15 protein-coding genes are annotated in these 17,312 nt (G+C 54.0%); 13 read left to right on the top strand and 2 right to left on the bottom strand.

The window, feature by feature from the left end; genetic code table 11:
- Positions 1–48 precede the first annotated feature (48 nt).
- Both gppA and rhlB read right to left on the bottom strand, forming a co-directional pair.
- Entirely contained in the window at positions 49–1,533 is a 1,485-nt protein-coding gene (gppA, locus tag SD961_RS20400) for a guanosine-5'-triphosphate,3'-diphosphate diphosphatase (RefSeq protein WP_318792158.1), read from the bottom strand.
- Positions 1,534–1,540: 7 nt separating this feature from the next.
- Positions 1,541–2,833 (bottom strand): ATP-dependent RNA helicase RhlB, encoded by a 1,293-nt coding sequence (gene rhlB, locus SD961_RS20395; RefSeq protein WP_318792157.1) that lies wholly within the window; start codon positions 2,831–2,833, stop codon positions 1,541–1,543.
- Positions 2,834–2,950: 117 nt separating this feature from the next.
- Between rhlB and trxA the strand changes: the two genes are divergently transcribed.
- From trxA to wzyE, 13 genes are all read left to right on the top strand, one after another.
- On the top strand, positions 2,951–3,283 hold the full coding sequence (gene trxA / locus SD961_RS20390; RefSeq protein WP_318792156.1) for a thioredoxin TrxA: 333 nt from the start codon (positions 2,951–2,953) through the stop codon (positions 3,281–3,283).
- A 384-nt stretch (positions 3,284–3,667) separates the two neighbouring features.
- Entirely contained in the window at positions 3,668–4,927 is a 1,260-nt protein-coding gene (gene rho, locus SD961_RS20385) for a transcription termination factor Rho (RefSeq protein WP_318792155.1), read from the top strand.
- A 319-nt stretch (positions 4,928–5,246) separates the two neighbouring features.
- Positions 5,247–6,344, top strand: a complete 1,098-nt coding sequence (wecA, locus tag SD961_RS20380) for a UDP-N-acetylglucosamine--undecaprenyl-phosphate N-acetylglucosaminephosphotransferase (protein WP_318792154.1) — start codon at positions 5,247–5,249, stop codon at positions 6,342–6,344.
- 28 nt (positions 6,345–6,372) lie between these two features.
- The gene (gene wzzE / locus SD961_RS20375) at positions 6,373–7,401 is read left to right on the top strand and encodes an ECA polysaccharide chain length modulation protein (RefSeq protein ID WP_318792153.1); all 1,029 of its coding nucleotides are present in this window, start codon (positions 6,373–6,375) and stop codon (positions 7,399–7,401) included.
- 45 nt (positions 7,402–7,446) lie between these two features.
- The gene (gene wecB, locus SD961_RS20370) at positions 7,447–8,577 is read left to right on the top strand and encodes a non-hydrolyzing UDP-N-acetylglucosamine 2-epimerase (protein WP_318792152.1); all 1,131 of its coding nucleotides are present in this window, start codon (positions 7,447–7,449) and stop codon (positions 8,575–8,577) included.
- The gene (gene wecC, locus SD961_RS20365; RefSeq protein ID WP_318792151.1) at positions 8,574–9,836 is read left to right on the top strand and encodes a UDP-N-acetyl-D-mannosamine dehydrogenase; all 1,263 of its coding nucleotides are present in this window, start codon (positions 8,574–8,576) and stop codon (positions 9,834–9,836) included. Before wecB ends, wecC begins: the two co-directional genes overlap by 4 nt.
- Positions 9,833–10,900, top strand: coding sequence for a dTDP-glucose 4,6-dehydratase (gene rfbB, locus SD961_RS20360; RefSeq protein ID WP_318792150.1), 1,068 nt, complete (start codon positions 9,833–9,835; stop codon positions 10,898–10,900). Before wecC ends, rfbB begins: the two co-directional genes overlap by 4 nt.
- A 19-nt stretch (positions 10,901–10,919) precedes the next feature.
- Positions 10,920–11,801, top strand: a complete 882-nt coding sequence (gene rfbA, locus SD961_RS20355) for a glucose-1-phosphate thymidylyltransferase RfbA (RefSeq protein ID WP_318792149.1) — start codon at positions 10,920–10,922, stop codon at positions 11,799–11,801.
- Positions 11,779–12,471, top strand: coding sequence for a dTDP-4-amino-4,6-dideoxy-D-galactose acyltransferase (gene rffC, locus SD961_RS20350; protein ID WP_318792148.1), 693 nt, complete (start codon positions 11,779–11,781; stop codon positions 12,469–12,471). Before rfbA ends, rffC begins: the two co-directional genes overlap by 23 nt.
- 3 nt (positions 12,472–12,474) lie before the next feature.
- Positions 12,475–13,605: a dTDP-4-amino-4,6-dideoxygalactose transaminase gene (gene rffA / locus SD961_RS20345; protein WP_318792147.1), complete on the top strand. Its 1,131-nt coding sequence runs from the start codon at positions 12,475–12,477 to the stop codon at positions 13,603–13,605.
- Position 13,606: 1 nt separating this feature from the next.
- Positions 13,607–14,857, top strand: a complete 1,251-nt coding sequence (gene wzxE, locus SD961_RS20340; RefSeq protein ID WP_318792146.1) for a lipid III flippase WzxE — start codon at positions 13,607–13,609, stop codon at positions 14,855–14,857.
- Complete coding sequence (locus SD961_RS20335) at positions 14,854–15,924, top strand: TDP-N-acetylfucosamine:lipid II N-acetylfucosaminyltransferase (protein ID WP_318792145.1); 1,071 nt, start codon at positions 14,854–14,856, stop codon at positions 15,922–15,924. Before wzxE ends, SD961_RS20335 begins: the two co-directional genes overlap by 4 nt.
- Positions 15,921–17,261, top strand: a complete 1,341-nt coding sequence (gene wzyE, locus SD961_RS20330; protein WP_318792144.1) for an ECA oligosaccharide polymerase — start codon at positions 15,921–15,923, stop codon at positions 17,259–17,261. The genes SD961_RS20335 and wzyE overlap by 4 nt, the downstream gene beginning before the upstream one ends.
- Positions 17,262–17,312 lie beyond the last annotated feature (51 nt).

The following is a 17,312-nucleotide window of genomic DNA, read 5'->3' as shown; positions in this document are numbered from 1 at the left end:
TTTACTGCCTGCCATCAGCCCGTGTCGCCAGCAGGGCTTTATCAGCCTTCAGCCAACGGTCAGCGACCAGTGCACATAGCTCTGCCAGTGACACTCCTGATCCAGCAATTCTGCCCTCAGCGGATGCGCCTCCAGCCAGCCAGCCGGTAACGTCACATGTAACGCATCATCATCCGCATGCAGCCGCACTGCGGGCAGAGTGTCATCCCGCCTGCGGCTTGAGAAAATAATGGCCAGCCGCAGCAATCGGCACAGCCTTTCCGCCATACGGGGAGGAACAGCATTTTGCTGGCTGAGTAGCGCCAGATCGATGCTGTTCACCTGATTTTGCAGCAAGGTGGCCAGGAGTTTTTTCTGTGCGGGGGTAAAGCCAGGAAGATCGAGATGACGGATTAAATAGGCGGCATGCTGTGGCGCCTGTTTGAAGTCCACGCTAAGCCCAATTTCGTGCATCAGGCAGGCGCTGTCCAGCAGCTCGCGACATCGTTCATCCAGCTTCCAGCTCTGGCTCACCTGACGGACAAAACTCTCTGCGAGCAGACGAACACGATCGGCCTGTTCAGCATCGATATTAAAACGGCGCTGGATATTGTGCAGCGTGCGGTTGCGGATATCCCGATCCACCGGCAGATGAAGCATGCCGTAGACCAGCCCTTCACGCAGCGCGCCGCCTGCCAGCGTCATACTGCTGATATTCAGTTCGGTGAAAATGGCAATCAGAATGGACAAGCCGCTTGGGAAAACCAGCGCCCGCTCCAGCGTCAGCCCTTCGATCTCCAGTTCTTCCAGCTTGCCGCACTGAATGGCACGCTGTTTTAGCTGCTGCAGTTTACTCAGGGTGATACGTTCATCCATGCCCTGAGCCATCATGATCTCCTGCAGCGCCTGCACCGTGCCGGAAGCGCCGACGCAAACCTGCCAGCCCTGCTCACGCAACTGCGCAGCGATTGGCTGAATCATCATCCGGGCGGCCTGTTCAGCCTGTTCGAAATTCTCTTTTCCCAGATGACGATCGCCAAAATAGCGTTCCAGCCAGGTTACACAGCCCATCGACAGGCTGAAAAGAGAGGTGGTTTGCGAACCGCTGCCGGTCACCAGTTCCGTGCTGCCGCCACCAATATCGACGACCAGCCTTTTATCTGATCCACCGGTAGTGTGCGCCACACCCTGATAGATCAGCCGGGCTTCTTCTTCACCGCTGATAACATTTATGGCAGAGCCAAGAATTTTCTGAGCAGTTTGCAGGAAGGTCCCTGCATTCGCAGCAAGCCTGAGCGTGGCGGTGGCAACAACGCGAATTTGTTCTGCGGGAATATCCTGCAGCTGCTCTGAGAACAGCCGCAGGCATTGCCAGCCTCGCTCCATCGCCTCATCAGAGAGATGGCTGTCGCTATCAAGGCCAGCCGCCAGACGCACTTTGCGCTTGATACGCGCCACGGTCTGGATGGTGCCGGCAACCTCGCGCACCACCAACATATGAAAACTGTTCGATCCCAGATCGATAGCAGCATAGAGTGATGACGCGCTCAGCATGGCAGCCTTAACCTGAACGTTTGCGGTTATTGTTGCGTGGCGCGCCGCTACGGCGATTGTTGTTGCCGCCGCGACGTGGGCCGTTGCCAGAGCGACTACGGGTTAACCGTTTCGCTGGCGGTAAGTCACTCATCAGCGCATCGCTGTTGTAACGGCTTACGGTAATGCTGTGACCGATATACTCTTCGATAGCGGGCAGATTCAGCGCGTACTCTTCACAAGCCAGGCTGATTGAATGCCCGTTGGCGCCAGCACGTCCGGTACGACCAATACGGTGAACGTAATCTTCGCGATCGTCCGGTAAGTCATAGTTAAAGACGTGCGTCACGGCTGGAATATGCAGTCCACGGGCGGCAACGTCAGTCGCGACCAGGATATCCAGATCCCCTTTAGTGAAGTCGTCCAGAATACGCAGACGCTTTTTCTGCGCCACATCACCGGTCAACAGCCCAACACGGTGACCATCCGCAGCCAGATGGCCCCAGATATCTTCACAACGATGTTTGGTGTTGGCGAAGATAATGGCGCGATCCGGCCACTCTTCTTCCAGCAAGGTTTGCAGAAGACGCATTTTTTCTTCATTAGAAGGGTAAAACAGCTCTTCTTTGATGCGGTGCCCTGTTTTCTGCTCCGGCTCCACTTCCACATATTCGGCATTGTTCATGTTTTCAAATGCCAGTTCACGAACCCGGAAAGAGAGCGTGGCGGAGAAGAGCATATTTAAACGCTGGTTCGCTGCCGGCATACGGCGGAACAGCCAGCGGATATCTTTGATAAAGCCGAGATCGAACATGCGATCCGCTTCATCAAGCACGACCACCTGAATGGCGCCAAGGTTAACGTGATTCTGTTTAGCGTAATCGATCAGGCGGCCCGTGGTGCCGATCAAAATGTCTACGCCGCTTTCCAGCACTTTCAGCTGTTTATCATAACCGTCGCCGCCGTAAGCCAGCCCGAGCTTGAGGCCGGTGGCCTGCGTCAGCGGTTCAGCATCGGCATGAATTTGCACGGCTAATTCACGGGTCGGGGCGAGGATCAGCGCACGCGGCTGATTCACCTGACGCCCTTCCGGTGCAGGGTGAGAAAGAAGATGATGGAACGTTGACGTCAGAAACGCCATCGTTTTCCCGGTACCGGTTTGCGCCTGTCCCGCTACATCACGCCCTGAGAGCGTGAAAGGTAATGCCAGCGCCTGAATCGGCGTGCAGTTATGAAAGCCTTTAGTTTCAAGGGCTTCAATCACCTGAGGGTGCAGGGCGAAGTCGGAAAACTTCTGTTCAGTTAAGTGTGTTTTGCTCATAGTGTGGTAGAATATCAGCTTACTATTGCTTTACGAAAGCGTATCCGGTGAAATAAAGTCAACCTAAGTTGGCAGATTTTACGCCAACCAGCCAGGCATAATCTTTTGGAGTAAGACATGAGCAGCGATAAAATTGTTCACCTGACCGACGACAGCTTCGAAACTGACGTATTAAAAGCAGAAGGTTTGACGCTGGTCGACTTCTGGGCAGAGTGGTGTGGTCCTTGCAAAATGATCGCCCCGATCCTCGATGAAGTTGCTGAAGAGTACGACGGCAAGCTGACAATCGCAAAACTGAATATCGACGACAACCCGGGCACCGCGCCTAAGTATGGGATTCGTGGTATTCCTACTTTGCTGCTGTTCAAAAACGGCGAAGTAGCGGCGACCAAAGTCGGCGCGCTGTCTAAAGGTCAGCTCAAAGAGTTCCTGAACGCGAACCTGGGCTAACAGCCTGGCCGGGGTCTGGTGCGGAGAAAGATGTTGCTCCCCGCCAGCTACCCGGCATATTTTTAGCTCGCCGCTAGACGTTTGCCATCAGTCATGCTAAGTTGGTTTTACTGCACTACGCACTTACCTGTAGTTTGAATCTTAGTTTTACTCCTTGTTGAACGCCGTAATCATCTTCTCCTTACGGGCATTCAGCAATCTGACGGTTAGCATCATCAGAATTTCCGGCGTCTTGTCCTTACCGTCTCCTCGTATCTGATTCGCGTTTTCCTGCACGTGATCGTCGGGATGCTGACAAGAGTGCCATTAACAGGCATGGATTTTTCGCCATACCACTTACGACAATCATTCCGAGATTTACCCCGAGTTTAAGAACCCACCATTATGAATCTTACCGAATTAAAAAATACGCCGGTTTCTGACCTGATTACACTCGGCGAAAACATGGGGCTTGAAAATCAGGCTCGCATGCGCAAACAGGACATTATTTTCTCCATCCTCAAGCAGCACGCGAAAAGCGGCGAAGATATCTTCGGCGACGGCGTTCTGGAGATACTGCAGGACGGATTTGGTTTCCTCCGTTCTGGAGACAGCTCCTACCTCGCCGGTCCTGATGATATCTACGTTTCCCCAAGCCAAATTCGCCGTTTTAACCTTCGCACTGGTGACACCATTTCCGGCAAGATCCGCCCGCCGAAAGAAGGTGAGCGTTATTTCGCCCTGCTGAAAGTTAACGAAGTTAACTACGACAAACCTGAAAACGCCCGCAGCAAAATTCTGTTCGAAAACTTAACCCCGCTTCACGCAAACTCCCGTCTGCGTATGGAACGTGGCAACGGTTCAACAGAAGATTTGACCGCACGCGTACTGGATCTGGCTTCGCCAATTGGCCGTGGTCAGCGTGGCCTGATCGTGGCACCCCCTAAAGCTGGTAAGACCATGCTGCTGCAGAACATCGCCACCAGCATCGCTTACAATCATCCAGACTGCGTACTGATGGTACTGCTGATTGACGAACGTCCGGAAGAAGTAACCGAGATGCAGCGTCTGGTGAAAGGCGAAGTGATCGCATCGACCTTTGATGAACCCGCTTCCCGCCATGTGCAGGTTGCTGAAATGGTGATTGAAAAGGCCAAGCGTCTGGTTGAGCACAAGAAAGACGTGATCATCCTGCTGGACTCCATCACCCGTCTGGCGCGTGCTTATAACACCGTGGTTCCCGCTTCCGGTAAAGTTCTGACCGGTGGTGTGGATGCTAACGCCCTGCACCGTCCAAAGCGCTTCTTCGGTGCTGCTCGTAACGTAGAAGAGGGCGGAAGCCTGACCATCATCGCCACCGCACTGGTTGATACCGGTTCGAAAATGGACGAAGTGATCTACGAAGAGTTTAAAGGTACAGGCAACATGGAACTGCATCTGGCGCGTAAAATCGCCGAGAAGCGTGTGTTCCCTGCTATCGATTACAACCGTTCTGGTACACGTAAAGAAGAGCTGCTGACTACTTCTGAAGAGCTGCAGAAGATGTGGATCCTGCGTAAAATTATTCATCCAATGGGTGAAATCGACGCAATGGAGTTCCTCATCAATAAGTTGGCCATGACCAAAACCAACGATGAGTTCTTCGACATGATGAAACGCTCTTAAAGCGTGTTATCTGCCGTAAAAAGCGGGGGCCTGGCTCGCTCAACCTCCACTTTTTTGCTTTTCGGGAATGAAAAGTCGCCTGCGGCTGCAAAGATAAGAAAACTCGGGGAACGCCACGCTCAGACGTGGCGTTTTTCGTTTTTGAGTTATACGATATTTCGGGACTGAGTTGAGACAGCGTTCAACAGATCAGGGCAAAAGTATCGTCTTTGGGATGCAATGCGTTCTTCTTGCTCAAAAAAAAACAGAATCTTAGTGACGTGTTTGGCACAATGTATGCCGAGAATACAATTAGATTCATAGCAGAGAGCTGGTTAATGTGAATTTACTCAATTTGAGTACTGAGCTTGCGTTTATCTTCCTGTTTTCACTTGCATTTCTTTTCTTTGCACGGAAAGCAGCTAAACGAATTGGGTTAGTGGATAAACCCAACTATCGTAAACGCCATCAGGGGGTGATCCCGCTTGTGGGCGGTATCTCTGTGTTTGCCGGGATATGCTTTACTTTCTCCATTACAGATTATTACGTCCCGCACTCCCTCCTTTATCTTGGTTGTGCGGGCGTGCTGGTGCTGATTGGCGCGATTGACGATCGTTACGATATCAGCGTCAAGTTCCGCGCCGCTGTACAGGCTGGCGTGGCGGGCGTGATGATGGCCGCGGCTAATCTTTATCTGCTCAGCCTGGGCTATATTTTTGGTCCCTGGGAGCTGGTTGTTGGCCCGTTTGGTTATGTGCTGACGCTCTTTGCCGTCTGGGCTGCGATCAATGCGTTTAACATGGTTGATGGTATCGACGGGCTGCTGGGCGGCTTATCCTGCGTCACTTTCCTGGCCATGGGCATTATTCTGCTGTTCGATGGACAGCAGAGCCTGGCAATGTGGTGCTTCGCCATGATTGCGGCGATCGTCCCTTACATTCTGCTTAATATGGGCCTCTTTGGTCGTCGCTATAAAGTCTTTATGGGCGATGCCGGCAGTACCTTAATCGGCTTTACGATTATCTGGATCCTGCTTGAAGCCACCCAGGGGAAAAATCATCCCATTACCCCGGTCACAGCGTTGTGGTTAATTGCTATCCCATTGATGGATATGGTGGCAATAATGTACCGCCGCCTCAGTAAGGGTATGAGTCCTTTCTCTGCCGACCGACAGCATATTCACCATCTGATCATGCGGGCCGGGTTCACCTCCCGCCAGGCATTTGTACTGATCACCGCGGCAGCCGCGCTGCTGGCAGCGGTGGGTGTGCTAGGCGAATACCTCTCTTTCATTCCGGAATGGATGATGCTGGTGCTGTTCCTGCTGGCCTTTATGCTGTATGGCTACTGCATCAAACGCGCATGGCGGGTAGCGCGTCTCCTGAAACGTTTCAAACGCCGTATGCGCCGCAACAGTAAAGCGTCCCGGACAGACTGATTTTGCCCTGATAAAAGGAAGACGAAGTATGACGCATCCTGACGTTAACCATAACGAACTGGATATTCGCGGGCTCTGCTGCACGTTATGGCAGGGTAAAAAATGGATTGCCGGAAGCGCGTTGGTTTTTGTCCTGCTGGCCTGGCTCAGTTCCCTGTTGATGACGCCCAAGTGGAGCACCACTGCGGTAACCGATCGTCCCACCGTCAACATGTTAAGCAGTTACTACTCCCAGCAGCAGTTTCTGAATAACCTGGATTATCGGGCCAGTCAGTCTGCGGTTTTGCCGCCCTCGGTGATGGATGAGGCGTACCAGGAGTTTGTTATGCAGCTCTCGGCGTATGACACCCGTCGCGAGTTCTGGCTGCAAGCCGATTATTTTCAGCAGCGGCAAAGCGGCAACGTCAGCGAAGATGCGGCGCTGTTGGATGAGCTGATTGCCAATATTCAGTATCAGCCAGCCGATGCGGTTAAAAATCTCAATGATTCCGTGCGACTGGTTGCCGAAACGGCGAAAGAAGCTAATACGCTTCTGCGCCAGTATGTGGCCTTTGCCAGCCAGCGTGCTGCAACGCACCTGAATGAGGAACTCACCGGCGCATGGGCCGCTAAAACCACTCAGCTGAAAGCTCAGGTTAAAAGACAGGAAGCCGTAGCAAAAGCGATCTATGACCGGCAGGTAAACAGCGTGCAGCAGGCGTTGAAAATCGCTCAGCAGCAGGGTTTTGAGCAGGCCAAAACGGATACGCCCTCCGAACAGCTGCCAGATTCCGAACTTTTCCTGCTGGGCCGCCCGCTGTTGCAGGCCAGGCTGGAGAATCTTCAGGCCAGCGGACCCAGCTACGATCTGGACTATGATCAAAACAGAGCCATGTTAGCGACGCTGAATGTGGGCCCAACGCTGGTGAAGACTTTCCAGACTTATCGCTATTTGCGTACGCCGGAAGAACCGGTAAAACGTGACAGTCCTCGTCGCCTGTTTCTGATGATCATGTGGGGCGCTGTAGGGGCCCTGACAGGCGCTGGGATAGCCCTGGCTCGCCGGAAGCGCAAGTAAGTTCAGCCTTGTCATTACCAGACAGACGAATGAAAGAGAGTAACAGTGAAAGTATTAACTGTTTTTGGCACGCGTCCGGAAGCGATCAAAATGGCGCCGCTGGTTCATGCGCTCGCACAGGATAGCGAGATTGATGCCCGTCTTTGCGTCACCGCCCAGCATCGCGAGATGCTCGATCAGGTGCTGCAGCTGTTCGCTATTGTTCCGGATTACGATCTCAACATTATGCGTCCGGGCCAGGGGCTGACGGAAATCACCAGCCGTATTCTTGAAGGGTTGAAAGCGGTGTTTGCCGAATTTAAACCGGATGTAGTGCTGGTACATGGCGACACCACTACCTCCTTTGCTGCCAGCCTGGCGGCATTTTATCACCGTATACCTGTAGGGCACGTTGAGGCGGGATTACGCACCGGCGATCTCTATTCTCCCTGGCCTGAAGAAGCCAACCGTACGCTGACGGGCCATCTTGCCTCCTGGCACTTCACACCGACCGAAAATGCCCGCCAGAATCTGCTGCGTGAAAATCTGCGTAGCGAGCGGATGTTTGTCACCGGCAACACGGTGATTGATGCGCTCTTCTGGGTCAGGGATCGGGTGTTAAGTGATGCAGCGCTGCGTCAGGGGCTGGCCACGCGCTATCCGTTCCTGATAGCTGAGAAAAAGCTGATCCTGGTCACCGGCCATCGACGCGAGAGCTTCGGCGGTGGATTTGAGCGTATTTGCAGCGCGCTGGCGGAAATCGCCCGGCTGCATCCGGATGCGCAAATTGTTTATCCGGTACACCTCAACCCTAACGTCAGCGAGCCGGTTAACCGCATCCTTAGCGATATCGACAATATCTTTCTGATTGAACCTCAGGAGTATCTGCCCTTTGTCTGGCTGATGGTGCGCGCCTGGCTGATCCTGACCGATTCAGGTGGTATTCAGGAGGAAGCCCCTTCACTGGGGAAACCGGTGCTGGTGATGCGGGACACCACAGAGAGGCCCGAAGCGGTTACAGCGGGTACGGTGAGGCTGGTAGGCACTGACACACAAAAAATTGTTAATGAAGTCACTCGTCTGCTTACGGATGAAGAGGCTTATCACTCTATGAGCCGTGCCCACAACCCTTATGGGGACGGCCTGGCCTGCGAACGTATCGTGCAGGCCCTGAAAAATAACCGGGTTTCGTTATGACGTTCAATACCATCTCCATTATTGGTTTAGGCTACATTGGCCTGCCCACCGCTGCGGCCTTTGCTTCACGGCAAAAAAAGGTCATTGGCATCGATATCAACGCACAGGCGGTTGAAACCATCAATCGCGGCGAAATTCATATTGTTGAGCCGGATCTGGACCGCGTGGTGAAAACGGCGGTAGAACAGGGTTTTCTTCGTGCCTCCACGCAGCCGGAAGCTGCCGATGCTTTTCTGATTGCTGTGCCTACTCCTTTTAAAGATGACCATCAGCCCGATCTCTCCTGGGTTAAAGCCGCCGCAGAGTCGATAGCGCCCGTGCTGAAAAAGGGGGATTTAGTGATCCTGGAATCCACTTCGCCCGTTGGCGCGACAGAACAGATGGCGGCATGGCTCTCCTCCTCGCGTCCTGATTTGAGCTTCCCCCAGCAGGCGGGAGAAGCGGCTGATGTGAACATAGCCTACTGCCCTGAGCGCGTACTGCCGGGCAAGGTGATGATGGAATTGGTGAAAAACGATCGGGTGATTGGCGGCATGACGGCCGTCTGCTCCCAGCGCGCCTGCGATCTCTATACGATTTTCCTTGAAGGCGAATGTGTGGTGACCAATGCCCGCACGGCTGAAATGTGTAAGCTGACTGAAAACAGCTTCCGTGACGTCAACATTGCCTTCGCTAACGAACTGTCGCTGATTTGCGCCGATCAGGGGATCAACGTCTGGGAGCTGATTCGCCTGGCGAACCGTCATCCTCGGGTGAACATTTTGCAGCCCGGTCCGGGAGTTGGCGGACATTGTATCGCCGTCGATCCCTGGTTTATTGTGGCGCAAAATCCGGTTCAGGCACGCCTTATCCGCACGGCGCGCGAAGTGAACGACAGCAAACCTCTGTGGGTGCTTGAACAGGTAAAAAGAGCGCTGGCCGAAAGCCTGACCAGCAGCGACAAACGTGCCAGCGAACTGACGATCGCCTGCTTTGGTCTGGCCTTTAAGCCGGACATTGATGATCTGCGGGAAAGTCCTGCCATGCATGTGGCTGAAATGATTGCTGGCTGGCACCCCGGCACCATGCTGGTTGTTGAACCCAATATCCACCAGCTTCCCCGCTCTTTGAAAGAGAAAGCCGAGCTGGTCTCGCTTGACGAGGCTTTACTGCAGGCGGATGTGCTGGTGATGCTGGTCGATCACGCGCAATTTAAAGCGCTCGATCCCCAACGCGTCCAGGGTTATCAAATCGTTGATACCAAAGGGGTCTGGCAGTGAGGCGAATAGCGATCACCGGAGGTGCCGGCTTTATTGGCTCGGCAGTGGTGAGGCATATCCTCGCAACCACTGAAGACCAGGTGCGGGTTATTGATAAACTGAGCTATGCGGGCAACCTGGCTTCGCTGGCGATGGTGGCTGAAAATCCCCGCTTCTCTTTTGCCAGAATCGATATTTGTGACCGTGAGGCGATTGAGGCTGTGATAGCCGATTTTCGTCCCCACCTGATTATGCATCTTGCCGCTGAGAGCCATGTCGATCGCTCAATTGATGGCCCCAAAGCTTTCGTAGAAACCAACATTGTGGGGACTTATACGATGCTTGAAGCGGCGCGCCACTATTGGGCGTCTCTGCCTGCGGATGAAAAAGAGCGTTTCCGCTTCCATCATATCTCGACGGATGAAGTGTTTGGCGATCTCGAAACAGAGAACGATTTCTTTACCGAAAACACGCCCTATGCACCCAGCAGTCCCTACTCGGCTACTAAGGCCAGCAGTGACCATTTAGTGCGGGCATGGCACCGGACGTACGGCTTACCGACCATCGTTACCAACTGCTCCAATAATTACGGCCCTTACCATTTTCCTGAGAAGCTGATCCCGCTGATGATTATCAATGCTCTGGCGGGCAAACCCTTACCGGTTTACGGTGATGGCGCCCAGATTCGGGACTGGCTCTATGTGGATGACCATGCTGAGGCGCTTTATCAGGTGGTCACGGCTGGCAGGGTGGGCGAGACCTATAATATCGGTGGGCACAACGAGCGGCGTAATCTTGATGTCGTTGAAACGCTGTGTGACTTATTGAATGAGCTGGCTCCCGTTAAGCCCAGCGGTATCGCTGATTTTCGCGAACTCATCACTTTTGTCGCCGACAGACCGGGCCACGACCGCCGCTACGCTATTGATGCCAGTAAAATCGAGCGTGAACTTGGCTGGCGACCGCAGGAAACGTTTGAAACAGGAATGCGTAAAACCGTCAGCTGGTTCCTGGCACACCCGCAGTGGTGGCAAAGCATTCTGGATGGCAGTTACCAGGGCGAGCGTTTAGGGCTGTCATTATGAATGCCCTGAGGAGGATTATATGAAAGGTATCGTTTTGGCGGGCGGCTCCGGGACCCGGTTACACCCCATCACTCGCGGCATCTCGAAACAACTGTTGCCCGTTTACGATAAGCCGATGATCTATTATCCCCTTTCCGTACTGATGCTGGCGGGTATCCGCGATATTCTGATCATTACCACGCCGGAGGATAAACAACATTTTCAGCGTCTGTTAGGCACAGGCGAAGAATTTGGTATCCAGCTCACCTATGCTGAGCAGGCGCATCCCGATGGATTGGCTCAGGCGTTCATTATTGGTGAATCCTTCCTCAACGGTGAAGAGTGCTGTCTGGTATTAGGGGACAACATCTATTTTGGCCAGGGATTCAGTCCAAAACTGCGCCAGGTGGCGGCCAAAACTCAGGGCGCAACAGTTTTCGCTTACCAGGTAATGGACCCTGAACGCTTTGGCGTGGTTGAGTTTGATGATGCGTTCCGGGCGCTTTCAATCGAAGAAAAACCCAGCAGCCCTAAGTCTCGCTGGGCGGTAACGGGCCTCTATTTTTATGATAACCGCGTGGTGGAATTCGCCAAAAAGGTGAAACCTTCTGAGCGGGGTGAACTTGAAATCACCTCCATCAACCAGATGTACCTGGAGCAAGGTGAACTTTCAGTACAGCTGCTCGGGCGCGGTTTTGCCTGGCTGGATACCGGCACCCATGACAGCCTGATTGAAGCCAGCACCTTTGTGCAAACGGTAGAAAAACGTCAGGGATTTAAAATTGCCTGCCTTGAAGAGATTGGCTGGCGTAACGGCTGGCTGACGGATGACGATGTCCTGCGTTCTGCGCAGGCGCTGGCAAAAACCGGCTACGGCCAATATCTGGTAGATCTTCTGCATGCCCGTCCTCGTCAATATTAAACCGCTGCACTGGGAGAATGAATTCTTCCAGGTGCAGAGCGGGCTGATCGAATTTGGCGGCGAAACGCCGCTAAGCGAACCCCTGTTCGAAGGCTATGACATTCTTCAGGCAAAGGTGCTGACGCAGCAGGTTGCCGAACTGGATGCATTGACCTCGTTGGGCTTCCGGCTGGTGGAAGGGGAAGCAGACTTTGTCCTGGGCATTGACTCAGCGAGTCGGCCAGAAGGGATTAAAATTGCCCGCCAGGAACATATTCCCGCGCTGCGTGCAGCGGCAGCGGGTGCCTTTGCTCACAGCCGCTTCCGTGCGCCCTGGTATCAGCCCGATGACAGCGGCAGGCTCTATGCACAGTGGAGTGAAAATGCGGTGCTGGGCACCTTTGATCATCAGTGTCTGCTGGCGGTGAATACTCAGGGAAGCCTGCAGGGATTTGTTTCGCTGCGGGAACTCGCTGATGGCAGCGCCAGAATCGGGCTGCTTGCCACCCTGCCAGAAGCACAGGGACTGGGCGTGGGACAGCGATTAGTTGCAGCAGCAGCCGACTGGAGCCGCGCCCGACGTCTGACCCGGCTCCATGTTGCCACGCAACTGGCTAATCTGCCTGCTCTCCGGCTTTATCAACGCTGCGGGGGTGTTATCGAACGCACCGCCTACTGGCTTTACAGGTAACTTATGATCCCGTTTAACGCCCCACCGGTAGTGGGAACCGAACTCGACTATATGCAGTCGGCGATGGGTAGCGGCAAACTCTGCGGCGACGGCGGTTTTACCCGGCGTTGCCAGCAGTGGATGGAGAACAAATTTGGCAGCAAAAAAGTGCTGTTGACTCCCTCCTGCACCGCCTCACTGGAAATGGCCGCTATCCTGATTAATATCCAGCCTGGTGATGAAGTGATCATGCCAAGCTATACCTTTGTCTCTACCGCCAATGCCTTTGTGCTGCGCGGGGCGACCATCGTCTTTGTGGATATCCGTCCGGATACCATGAACATCGATGAAACCCTGATTGAAGCGGCGATCACCGCGAAAACCAGGGCGATTGTTCCGGTACATTATGCCGGGGTGGCCTGTGAGATGGACGTGATTATGGCGCTGGCAGATAAGCATCAACTGTTTGTCATCGAAGATGCCGCGCAGGGCGTGATGTCCAGCTGGAAAGGCAGGGCGCTGGGGACGATAGGGCATATTGGTTGCTTCAGCTTCCATGAAACGAAAAATTACACCGCGGGCGGCGAGGGCGGGGCAACCTTGATCAACGATCCCTCGCTGGTGGAGCGTGCCGAAATCGTTCGCGAAAAAGGCACCAATCGCAGCCAGTTTTTCCGCGGGCAGGTGGATAAATATACCTGGCGGGATATCGGCTCAAGCTACCTGATGGCAGATCTGCAGGCCGCCTATCTCTGGGCGCAGCTGGAAGCCGCCAGCCGCATCAACGATCAACGTCTGCGGCTATGGCAAAATTATTACACTGCGCTACAGCCCATTGCCGCGAGCGGGCGCATTTCCCTGCCGGTTATTCCAGCAAACTGCCAGCATAACGCGCACATGTTTTACCTTAAGCTCCGTGACAATGACGATCGTACCGCGCTCATCGAATGGTTGAAAGAAGCTGAAATACTGGCGGTCTTCCACTATATCCCGCTGCACTCATCGCCTGCAGGAAAGCGCTTTGGTCGCTTCGAAGGGGAAGATCGCTTTACCCAGTCTGAAAGCGAGCGTCTGCTGCGTCTGCCTCTGTTCTATAACCTCTCCGATAATAATCAGCAGACGGTGATTAGCTCGCTGCTGAGCTATTTTTCCTGATATGTCACTGGCTAAAGCTTCTGTGTGGACGGCAGCGTCCACCCTGGTCAAAATTGCGGCCGGGCTGCTGGTGGTTAAAATGCTGGCGCTCTCTTTTGGTCCGGCTGGCGTGGGGCAGGCTGGCAATTTTCGTCAGCTGATCACCGTGCTCGGCGTGCTGGCGGGGGCCGGTATCTTCAACGGCGTAACCAAATATGTTGCGGAGTATCAACACGACCCGCAGCAGTTACGGGCCGTGACCGGCACGGCTTCCGCCATGGTGCTGGGGTTCTCGACCTTGCTGGCCTTGGTGTTCCTGCTGTTTGCCGCGCCGATAAGCCTGAAGCTGTTTGGACACAGCGAATACCAGAACGTGGTGCGGATTGTGGCTTTCCTGCAGGCTGGCATTGCCTGGGCTAATCTGGCACTGGCGGTAGTGAAAGGCTATCGGGATGCTAAAGGTAATGCGCTGGCTTTGATCCTCGGTAGCCTGATCGGCGTGATGGCCTGGTTCGTTTGTTACTGGCTTGGTGGCTACAGCGGGGCGCTGGTGGGGATGGCGATGGTGCCAGCGCTGGTTGTGATACCTGCGGCGATCCTGCTGGCGAAGCGGGATCATCTGCCGCTGCGCTTTCTCAGGCCGTGCTGGCATAGCGAGATTGCCCGTAACCTCAGCAAATTTACCTTAATGGCCTTGATGACCTCCGTTACGCTGCCCGTAGCGTGGATAATGATGCGAAACCTGCTGGCAGAGCATAACGGCTGGGAGCAGGTTGGACTGTGGCAGGGCGTAACCACTATTTCAGATGCCTACCTCCAGTTTATCACTGCCTCCTTCAGCGTTTATCTGCTGCCCACGCTGTCGCGTCTGACCAGCAAGCAGGAGATCTCGCGTGAAATCTTTCGTTCTCTGAGCTTTGTTTTACCGGCCGTAATGGGCGTCAGCCTGCTGGTCTGGCTGTTACGTGATGTGGCTATCTGGCTGCTTTTCTCCAGCCAGTTTACCGGGATGCGCGACCTCTTTATCTGGCAGCTCACCGGCGATGTTTTTAAGGTTGGCTCTTACGTATTCGGCTATCTGGTGATTGCCAAAGCTTCACTGCGTTTTTATGCTCTGACGGAAATCAGCCAGTTTCTGCTGCTGACGCTGTTTGCACGCTGGCTGATCCCGTTACACGGCGCCACCGGAGCGGCTCAGGCCTATATGGCAACTTATCTGATTTATTTTGTCCTCTGCGCGGGCACCTTTTTTCTTTATCGTAGAAAAGTATGACAACATTGATTCACGTTCTTGGCTCACCTGTCCCGCATCACAATCAGACCGTGTTGCGCTTCTTTAACGATGTTGTGGCAGAAGCTGTGCCATACCGGGAGCCTCGCCAGTTTTGGGTAGCAGGGAAAGCGGGGGATATGTCTGCTGCTGAGAACCTTGCCATCCGTTGGTTTGCCAGTAAACGCGCACTGGCTGAAGCCGTAGTAACAAAGGCCAGAGCCGACAGAAATACACGCTTCTTTTTTCATGGCCAGTTCAACCCCTGGCTCTGGCTGGCGATCCTCTCTGGCAAGCTCAAACCCGCCCAGGTGTACTGGCATATCTGGGGCGCGGATCTTTACGAGGAGGCTGGTGGGTTGAAGTTCCGCCTCTTCTATTTTATGCGGCGTCTGGCGCAAAAGCGTGTGGGGCAGGTATTTGCCACGCGCGGGGATATCAGCCATTTTCAGCAGCGCCACCCCGCTGTTCCGGCTTCTCTGCTCTATTTCCCTACGCGGTTGTCGCAGGCCCCTTTGTCCACTGAAAAGCAGACAACAATGACCATCCTGGTGGGAAACTCAGGGGATGCCAGTAACCGTCATTTGCAGGCGCTGCGGGAGATCCATCAGCAGTTTGGCGATAAGGTCAACGTGGTCGTGCCGCTGGGCTATCCGGAGAATAATGAGGCATACATTCAGCAGGTGCGTGAAGCAGGGCTGGCGTTGTTTGCCGCAGAACGGTTACAGATCCTCACGGAAAAGCTGGCGTTTGAAGCCTATTTACGGCTGATCTCGCAGTGCGATCTGGGGTATTTTATTTTTGAACGCCAACAGGGGATTGGCACGCTGTGCCTGCTGATTCAGGCCAACGTACCCTTTGTCGTCAATCGCAAAAATCCTTTCTGGCAGGATCTCACCGAGCAACAGATCCCGGTGCTCTTTGCCGGCGATGCGCTTGATGCCGGGGTAGTGAGTGAAGCTCGTCGGCAGATGACGCTACTGGATAAAACTTCAATTGCCTTTTTTGAGCCCGCTTATCTGGAGGGCTGGAAAAAGGCGCTGGCTCTGGCGGAAGGAGAAACGGCATGACGCTGATGCAATTTGCAGGACTGCTGGTAGTCTATCTGCTGTCGCTTGGCCTGATCCTGACGCTCACCTGGCGTGAGTTCCGGCGGGTAAAATTTAATTTTAATGTTTTCTTTTCCCTGCTTTTTCTTCTGACATTCTTTTTTGGCTTCCCGCTTACCTGCACGCTGGTGTTTGGCTTTAATGTGGCGGTGGTGCCTGCGGAATACCTGCTTCAGGCGCTGCTTTCAGCAACCGGCTTTTACGCTATCTATTATGTCAGTTACAAAACGCGCCTCAGGGCGGCCGCTGAGAAGCCGGGGCGACAGGTTTTCAGCATCAACAGGGTCGAAGCGCACCTGATATGGGGAATTCTTGCTCTTATTGCGCTGGGCACCGTGCTGGTTTTTTTCCTGCACAACGGTTTTTTACTCTTTAAGCTACAGAGCTACAGCCAGATCTTCTCTGCTGAGGTTTCTGGCGTGGCCCTGAAGCGCTTTTTCTATTTCTTTATCCCGGCAATGCTGGTGGTCTATTTCCTCAAGCCCGGTTTTCGCAGCTGGCTCTTTTTCCTGGTGACCACGGTGGCTTTCGGGCTGCTCACCTATGCGATCGTTGGCGGCACCAGAGCGAACATCATTATTGCCTTCGCCCTGTTTCTGTTTATCGGCATTATTCGCGGTTGGATCACGCTCTGGATGCTGGCAGTGGCGGGTATAGCGGGGGTTGTCGGCATGTTCTGGCTGGCGCTCCGTCGTTATAACCTGGACGTCAGCGGCGCGGAGGCATTTTATACTTTCCTCTATCTGACCAGGGATACCTTTTCACCCTGGGAGAACTTGGGGCTGCTGCTGCAAAATTACGACAAAATCGATTTTCAGGGACTGGCGCCCATCGTGCGGGATTTTTATGTCTTTATCCCCAGCTGGCTGTGGCCGGACCGCCCCTCCATGGTGTTAAACAGCGCTAACTATTTTACCTGGGAGGTGCTGGAGAATCATTCTGGTCTGGCGATATCCCCGACGCTGATAGGTTCTCTGGTGGTGATGGGGGGCGCCTGGTTTATTCCGCTGGGAGCGGTTGCCGTGGGGCTGATCATTAAATGGTTCGACTGGCTCTACCAGAAAGGTCAGCAGGAAACCAATCGCTATAAAGCGGCCATTTTGCAAAGTTTCTGTTTTGGCGCGGTATTCAATATGATTGTACTCGCCCGCGAGGGGCTTGATGCGTTCGCCTCCAGGATCGTATTTTTCTGCCTGATTTTTGCCGCCGCTGTTGTGGTGGCAAAACTGCTGTTCTGGCTGCTGGACAGCGCTGGCCTGATTCGACCCCGTGCCCCGGTGGTGCCGGTTCATTACTGATTTTTATCGGGCCTTCGGGCCCGATTTGCTGCATTTGACCTCAAGGAACGC

Origin of the sequence: Erwinia sp. MMLR14_017, assembly GCF_033657285.1 — a bacterium.
GTDB lineage: Bacteria > Pseudomonadota > Gammaproteobacteria > Enterobacterales > Enterobacteriaceae > Erwinia.
The sequence above is the reverse complement of the archived record's forward strand: the minus strand, read 5'-3'. Positions and strand labels throughout refer to the sequence as shown.

What these genes read in the sequence shown, in the direction of transcription:
- gppA (WP_318792158.1), bottom strand. Translation starts at nt 1,533, where the DNA reads ATGCTGAGCGCGTCATCACTCTATGCTGCTATCGATCTGGGATCGAAC.
- rhlB (WP_318792157.1), bottom strand. Translation starts at nt 2,833, where the DNA reads ATGAGCAAAACACACTTAACTGAACAGAAGTTTTCCGACTTCGCCCTG.
- trxA (WP_318792156.1), top strand. Translation starts at nt 2,951, where the DNA reads ATGAGCAGCGATAAAATTGTTCACCTGACCGACGACAGCTTCGAAACT.
- rho (WP_318792155.1), top strand. Translation starts at nt 3,668, where the DNA reads ATGAATCTTACCGAATTAAAAAATACGCCGGTTTCTGACCTGATTACA.
- wzzE (WP_318792153.1), top strand. Translation starts at nt 6,373, where the DNA reads ATGACGCATCCTGACGTTAACCATAACGAACTGGATATTCGCGGGCTC.
- wecC (WP_318792151.1), top strand. Translation starts at nt 8,574, where the DNA reads ATGACGTTCAATACCATCTCCATTATTGGTTTAGGCTACATTGGCCTG.
- rfbA (WP_318792149.1), top strand. Translation starts at nt 10,920, where the DNA reads ATGAAAGGTATCGTTTTGGCGGGCGGCTCCGGGACCCGGTTACACCCC.
- rffC (WP_318792148.1), top strand. Translation starts at nt 11,779, where the DNA reads ATGCCCGTCCTCGTCAATATTAAACCGCTGCACTGGGAGAATGAATTC.
- rffA (WP_318792147.1), top strand. Translation starts at nt 12,475, where the DNA reads ATGATCCCGTTTAACGCCCCACCGGTAGTGGGAACCGAACTCGACTAT.
- wzxE (WP_318792146.1), top strand. Translation starts at nt 13,607, where the DNA reads ATGTCACTGGCTAAAGCTTCTGTGTGGACGGCAGCGTCCACCCTGGTC.
- SD961_RS20335 (WP_318792145.1), top strand. Translation starts at nt 14,854, where the DNA reads ATGACAACATTGATTCACGTTCTTGGCTCACCTGTCCCGCATCACAAT.
- wzyE (WP_318792144.1), top strand. Translation starts at nt 15,921, where the DNA reads ATGACGCTGATGCAATTTGCAGGACTGCTGGTAGTCTATCTGCTGTCG.